The organism is Agrilactobacillus yilanensis, from assembly GCF_003946725.1.
In the GTDB taxonomy this organism is placed as follows: domain Bacteria; phylum Bacillota; class Bacilli; order Lactobacillales; family Lactobacillaceae; genus Agrilactobacillus; species Agrilactobacillus yilanensis.
This window is the reverse complement of the sequence record NZ_RHOY01000008.1, coordinates 113,238-120,052: the sequence shown is the minus strand read 5'-3', so window position 1 is coordinate 120,052 and position 6,815 is coordinate 113,238. Positions and strand designations below refer to the sequence as shown.

General features: G+C 38.9%; 4 protein-coding genes. 1 reads left to right on the top strand and 3 read right to left on the bottom strand.

What is annotated here, in order from left to right; translation table 11 throughout:
• Positions 1 to 682 precede the first annotated feature (682 nt).
• The 3 genes from EKM93_RS07360 to EKM93_RS07350 all read right to left on the bottom strand — a co-directional run bounded on the left by EKM93_RS07360 (position 683) and on the right by EKM93_RS07350 (position 4,968).
• Positions 683 to 2,266 carry a helix-turn-helix domain-containing protein gene (locus tag EKM93_RS07360; RefSeq protein ID WP_164507030.1) on the bottom strand — a complete coding sequence of 528 codons (1,584 nt, stop codon included), beginning with the start codon at positions 2,264 to 2,266 and terminating at the stop codon, positions 683 to 685.
• Positions 2,267 to 2,592: 326 nt separating this feature from the next.
• The gene (locus tag EKM93_RS07355) at positions 2,593 to 3,450 is read right to left on the bottom strand and encodes a hypothetical protein (protein WP_125714531.1); all 858 of its coding nucleotides are present in this window, start codon (positions 3,448 to 3,450) and stop codon (positions 2,593 to 2,595) included.
• A gap of 81 nt (positions 3,451 to 3,531) precedes the next feature.
• Positions 3,532 to 4,968: an amino acid permease gene (locus EKM93_RS07350; protein ID WP_125714535.1), complete on the bottom strand. Its 1,437-nt coding sequence runs from the start codon at positions 4,966 to 4,968 to the stop codon at positions 3,532 to 3,534.
• A 322-nt stretch (positions 4,969 to 5,290) separates the two neighbouring features.
• Between EKM93_RS07350 and EKM93_RS07345 the strand changes: the two genes are divergently transcribed.
• Complete coding sequence (locus tag EKM93_RS07345) at positions 5,291 to 6,808, top strand: helix-turn-helix domain-containing protein (RefSeq protein WP_164507029.1); 1,518 nt, start codon at positions 5,291 to 5,293, stop codon at positions 6,806 to 6,808.
• Positions 6,809 to 6,815: the final 7 nt, after the last annotated feature.

Here is a 6,815-nt window from a genome sequence, read left to right as displayed (position 1 = left end):
CAGGATCAAACTCTCAAATAAAGTTTGTGACTCATTTTTTTGTTTGCTAGCGAATTGACTTCGCAAATGTTACTTTTGTTAGGTTCCTAAGAACCTAGCCTGCACATTTGATAAAATCGAAACTTTGTTCAGTTTTCAAAGAACTACTTATTTAAAACAACTTTTAAAGTATATCACGTCATCAATGACTTGTCAACATAAAAATTCAATCATTTGAATTTTTATTCATAACTTGCTAATCGATGACAGCTTTATAAGTATATCAGTTGTTCAGACAATGGTCAAGAACTTTTTAAAATTATTTTTTTAAATCATTCATAACACGTTGCTCTGTCGCAACCGCAAGAACTACTATACCAACATATAGAATCCATGTCAACTAATTTCAAAGTTCATGATTTACCCTTTCATTGTTTGCTCAGAACTTTAATTATATGTATTTTAATTCATTAAAAGCATAAACTATCCTTACTCAAAAGATTTAATCCTTAATTTCCGAACTTTATCTGCTAAGACTATCAAAAAAAACTCAAAAAATATCTAAAAAAGATTTTTTACTCGCTTAATCACCCCCACAGTTCTAGGCTCTGACCAAAAAAAATAAAGCCACACCAAAAATTTCGTTTTGACGCAGCTTTATTTTAAAATACATTCACGCAATTATTCTAGTTAAACTAAACGCCTAGTATTCCTCAATTGCGATTTTAGTTTCTTTATTCAATTGAACCTGTCGGATAAGACTATATAAGTGGCCAAAGAGATCACTGCTTGGATTGCGGCGCCAAGTCATCACCGTGACATCATCTGGCAAACTGGCTGGCAGACTACTCACATTAGTGCAGATCACCAAGTCGACATCTTGCAGGCTATCGCTATTATCCAGAATATTGACAAAAGCCAATGTTTTGAGCATCTGTTCCAAACGGGCATTGTCAAAAAAGCTAGGTGTCACTTGGATAAATACATTCACTTTGCTTTCTGGTCGATAAAGTACTAGCAAGGGCCGCAATAAGGCATAAAAGGCCGGCAGCACTTTATCCACGATGCGCCGGAAATCTTTGTACCGTGGATCCATGACTAAATGTTGCAAGGTACTGTCCAGGCTCTTATATAGAGAAGTCTGTTCAATTTCGTTTTCGTCTAAGCTCGCTTGGTCGTCCGTATTAAACAAGAACGGATCAATGCTGTCAAAGGCTAACGTCCCGATCAACAAGGCCGTTAAATTAGCTTTAACCACCAGCGGATCCACAGAGGTCTTGGCTAAAGCATCGTGCTCTTCTAATGGTAGGTTACTCAAAAAGGCACTGACAAAGCCGGCAATATCGGCATTATAGTAATCAATTTTTTGTAAGAACTTATTTACGGTCAACTTATTCGTCTCTGAATAAAACGGAATCAAATTAAATACTAAGAATAAGGCACTGGTCTCTTGCATCATCTGAGCATCCGTTAAAGGCTGAGATAAAACCCGTTCGGGATGCCGATCCAAATAATCTTTGAGCAGATTAGGATAGGCATAACGCAAAATGTGCTGTGCGCGATCTGAATTAATCATATGCCCAGCCAATACCCGCGCCCGGGAGACCCAAACAAATAAGGCCATCAATTCATTGGTTGTGTCATAGGCATTATTAATATCAAATTGATGATCGGCGCCTTTGATAATCCGTAGGGCAATTTCGTGGTCTGCCTTTTCAAAAGGCCAGCCGTAATTACCTTGTGCTCGCCAATAAAGTCCAGTAATCGCAATCCGAATACTGAGTTCATTTTTACCAACAAAGCCCATTGGTTCATAGGTCACCCGAATATCCCGGGCGCGCAAAAAGTTTCGCAGACATTTCAAATGCCGCAAAACGGTGGCTTTACTACTGCCCAACTGCGTATAAAAAGCTTCAAAAGAAGTGATTTCCCCTTGGACGATAGCATTGATAAATTGATATGGATAAGAACGTTTGGTTAAATATGCATAATACTGATCGGCTTCAACGCTGAATAATTCAGCTAAATCCGCATCTTCTTTACCTAACAGATCGTTTAAGTCGCTGACTAAGCCCATATAGGTGTTATAAACACTACCGTAGCTGCGGCCCAGTAGTTCAGCAACTTGTTTGATATTGATATCGGTAATTAATTGCGCATTGCCTTTAAAACAATTAAGTAGTTGATCGGTTGTTGCTTCTTTTTGCTTGATTTCTAAAATGCTGATGAACAAATTGTACTTTTCCATGTTGGAAAATGATAAAAACAAGTCACTAACTTTTTGCATTATGTCTCTCCCCTTAGCTCCCCAGTCGTAACTGTGATTGTTCATTTCAGATTGTAACTTCAGTTATATTTTAGTTGCGTGAATTATGAAGACGCCAAATTAAGTCCCAGCAGAGATGAAAAACATCATAGATCGGATCTCATTACGTGTATTAAAATTTATAATAATAATTCATAAATATATCTAATTATATAATCTCATGATTAGCTTGTTTTTTCAAAGAAAATTACTCAATTTCATATAAAAAAAAGCAAAATAATTTAGAAAGAGTCGCTTTTGGTCGCAATCTCCGTAAATTATTCTGCCAATATAATCAATTATCCTAATTAATTCTGATTTCGATTCTGAATGTTGAGACACAAATTACGCAAACTATTAAAATCTTCTAGATATGCAAACATGATTGACGAGATCATCTCCGGCCGGGTAAATCCCCGTTCCGGCAATTCCCTTTCTTGCAGCCAATCGCCGAACCGTAACAAAAAATCTTCTAACGGCAAGTTCAATTGTTCTAAGAAAAAATGCAGTTCTTGCGCTTCATAACTGGTCAGCCGTTTTAAATCTGGTACGATCTGGGTATTCAAATTCAAAGTTGCCGCATGCCGCAGTTCATAAAACAGAACTTCTTGTAAACAAAGTAGCCCTTCTTCATGGCGGCCAAGATGCCGATACAACTTTACTTTGTGCTTGAGCAATAGCAAACTTAGCATACTGTTGTGGTAAAGCTCAGACTGGTCCAAGCCTTCATCAATTAAGATAACCAAACATTGCCAAGGCTCCAGATGGGGCTGTTTTTTACGAATGACTTCCAGCTTCTTAAAATTAATGACGTCTGGAAAATAGTACTGATCCATCAACAATAAATATTGATGTCCCCGGACAAAACGAGCGCCGGTATCCGTTAATAAATAGACCCCAGCATCCAAACTAGCTGGTAATAATGCCGCATCTTCTTGGGCTAAGCGACAGATTTCTGCTTGCAGCTGGCCTTCTGGATAAAGTGCCGCATCTAACTGGTAAGCTTGGGCCGCTTCTTGACACTGAGCCGGCGTCAAGCTGGCCAATTTATCCGTTAAATGCTGACTCACTTGAATATAGCCGTGTCGCATGGCCAGATTTAAATAGCGTTGAAAATTTATTTGATAGCGCTCATGCCACAAACTGCTAAAATCTGCTTGCGCCACACTACGGCGATTTAAGAGTAATAAAAATAAACAGAATTTTGATTTTCTAAATAGTTTAATGTTTTGTTCCCCACAGTCATATTAATGATTGAGTTTTTGGGCCTTGTCCATTTTACGGCGGTAATTAGGATCTTCCTTATGAGGTGATAGATCGACCTCGCCTAACGGAATCACTTTTGTTTTATGTTTTACTTTGTAATAGATAAACAATACTAAGAACAGCGGGATGGACATGTAACTAATTCCCAACCGTTCCCAATTAAAGGCGGTTACCGCATGAATGTCTTGGCCTAAGATGACGACTATACTCAAGAATATTGCCAATAATGGGCCAAATGGGAACCACTTGGCTTTATAAACCAGCTCATCTAATTCATGATCTTGATAACGAAAAGCCCGTCGGAACCGATAATGGGAAACGGCGATGCCTAACCACGCAATAAAACCTGTCAAACCACTGGCAGCCACTAATAACTGGTAGACATGCTGGCCTAAGATACTTGTCAACAGCGTAAAGGCCCCGACAAAAGTTGTCAATAATAAGGCCATGACTGGTACACCCCGGCGGCTCGTTAAGCCAAACGTTCTTGGGGCTTGTCCTTCTTTACCCATCGCCCAAAGCATCCGAGTTGAAGCATACATCCCGGAATTGGCGGCTGAAATAACGGAGGTCAAAATAACCGCGTTCATAATACTGGCAGCCCCTGCTAACCCGATCCGTTGGAAAACTAACGTGAACGGACTCGTTGCAATATCTTGGGCTTCAGAGCCTAATAATTTCGGACTTGTATAAGGAATCAATGCTGCAATGACAAAGATTGCCAAAATATAAAATAGTAAGATTCGCCAAAAGACTTGTTTGATCGCCTTAGGAATACTCTTTTCAGGTGTTGCAGATTCTCCGGCGGTAATACCGATTAATTCTGTCCCTTGAAAAGAGAAACCAGCGACAACGAACACACTCAAAATCGCTGGCATACCGCCAATGAATGGGCCGCCTTTGTAAGTAAAGTTACGCATACCAACTGGGCCGTGTCCGCCTAAAATCCCAAAAATAGTAAGTACCCCAACCACTAAGAAAATAATGACCGTGGTTACTTTAATTAAAGCTAACCAATATTCTGTTTCCCCAAAAGATTTTACCGAAACAATATTGATTAAGAAAATTAAGACTAAGAAAAATAAACTAATGATCCAATTGGGCCAATCAGGGAACCAGAACTGAACAATGATGGCGGTTGTACTAATATCAACGGCCAACGTGATCGCCCAGTTAAACCAATAATTCCACCCCAGCGCAAACCCTAATGCCGGATCAACAAAACGTGTGGCATAAGTCGCAAAGGAACCTGAAACCGGCATGAACGTTGCCATTTCGCCCAAACTTGTCATTAAAAAGTAAACCATGATCCCAATACCTACGTAAGCGACTAAAGCGCCCCCAGGTCCAGCTTGAGAAATGGCGGAACCACTGGCAACAAATAATCCTGTACCGATACTGCCACCCATGGCGATCATTGATAAGTGCCGCGTCTTTAACGAACGCTTTACTTCATTATTTTGTGAATTCACCTCATTGCCCCCTAAGCAATTTTAACGCATATTATTATTTACAATCTAAACTAGATTATCTTAAAAAAAACTAAACGTCAATATGTGCCCTATTGCACTTTCAGAATTGGTTTTCTATAATTAAACTAATTGACCGATCATTGCAATAATATTGTGCACAATTAATTACATAGAAATTGCCTGCTTTTGTCCAACAACCGCGGGCTTTACCAGAACTTTCTGAATTTCTTAAGCCAGACGCTGGTTGTCAATTTCTAAGAGAAGTCGGGTGAGTCTTATTTTTGAAGAAATGTTTTTTAGCAAAGCTGACAGTGAGAAGTTTCAAATGTTCCGTGTTTTAAATACATTGGGGGCCGAATCATTTACTTTGAATGATATCGGCACGGAAATGAACATGTCTTATCAAAAAACCTACAATATTTATCAAGGGCTTTTGGAGGATATGGTTTTGATTGACCCTTCTATTGAGTACGATAAGCTCAATAAAAAGGATATTACCTCTGAGAACTTCCCAGTCCCCATCGATATGTACCGGTTATTCTTATTAAAAGGCAGTATTGTCTTTCAAGCGTTTGATTATGCTTTTCAAACACAAAAACCGGCGATCGATGAATTTTGTAATGCCCACTTCATCAGTAAATCTACGTTGCTGCGAAAAATGTCGCCGCTGCGGAAATACATGAAGCAATACGGCATCTCAATTTCCACTAGTAATCTTAAGTTTGAAGGGGATGAACGCCGCATTCGCTTCTTGTTCTTTACTATTTATTGGATTGGCTACCATGGTCAAGAATGGCCTATTAAGCATCTCCAGCCAGAAGCGGTTCGGCCAATTTTGGCTCGAACAACCCTTAGTAATCCGGATGATCCAATTTTAGAAATGCAAAATACTCTTTTTATGGCAATTTGCCGAATCCGTATTATTAATGGCTATGTGGTTAAGAATATGGATAGCTTCAAACCTTTCTTTTATGATGCTGAAACAAGAGAGCATCCCTTCTTAACAACGGCGGACTATCCTCGTTTTTCTTTTGAAGATATGGCTAACGAAAGTCTATTCACGTATTTTTATAATACGGTTACTGGCCGGGTTAATCATCGACCTAGTTTTGAAACACAACAATTATATCAATATAATCGAACTCATAATACACTATTATGGCAATTTAGCAATGATTTTTTTACATTTATTGCAGATTATTATGATATTAATTCTGAAGCCCAGGAACGATCTTTGAACACGAACGTTCAACTCGTTGCTAATTTGATGCGGATTACTCTCAGCTACAGTGTCCTAGGTGGCCGGCGTGTCCGGCTGTTAGATTTCTACCGAACCAGCCAACAGAGCTATGAGCGTACTACTTTGTGGGACATTATTACGTTGTTTTTCAAAATCAAAAATCGACAGAATCTCTTCCAAGATTTGATGCCTTTCCAAGAATCTTTAACAAGTGAAATCTATTTCTTAATTGCCCCTTACTTAAAGGTATTACGGACCGGGCAATTGGTTAAAATCAAATTATTGATCGAACGCAGTGATTTAATTAGTCGTGATATTCAGTTCTTCTTAGAAGACTTAAATATGATCACAATTCTACCGCAAAATGCCCCATTGGCAGCGGCGGATATTGTGATTACAACGATTGACTTAGATGTGTTGTATGGTCATGATATTCCGCCGGACCTGCAGGTGATTAAGTGGAATTTAGATTCTTGGACGGTGGACTTTTATAAGCTCTACTTAAAAATTCAAAAAACCTTCCGTGATAAAATCTCTGGAGCGTAAAAAGAAG

Bases quoted from the DNA above. Each gene is read 5' to 3' on its own strand.
- EKM93_RS07360 (WP_164507030.1), bottom strand. From the start codon at position 2,266: ATGCAAAAAGTTAGTGACTTGTTTTTATCATTTTCCAACATGGAAAAG.
- EKM93_RS07350 (WP_125714535.1), bottom strand. From the start codon at position 4,968: ATGATCGCCATGGGTGGCAGTATCGGTACAGGATTATTTGTTGCCAGT.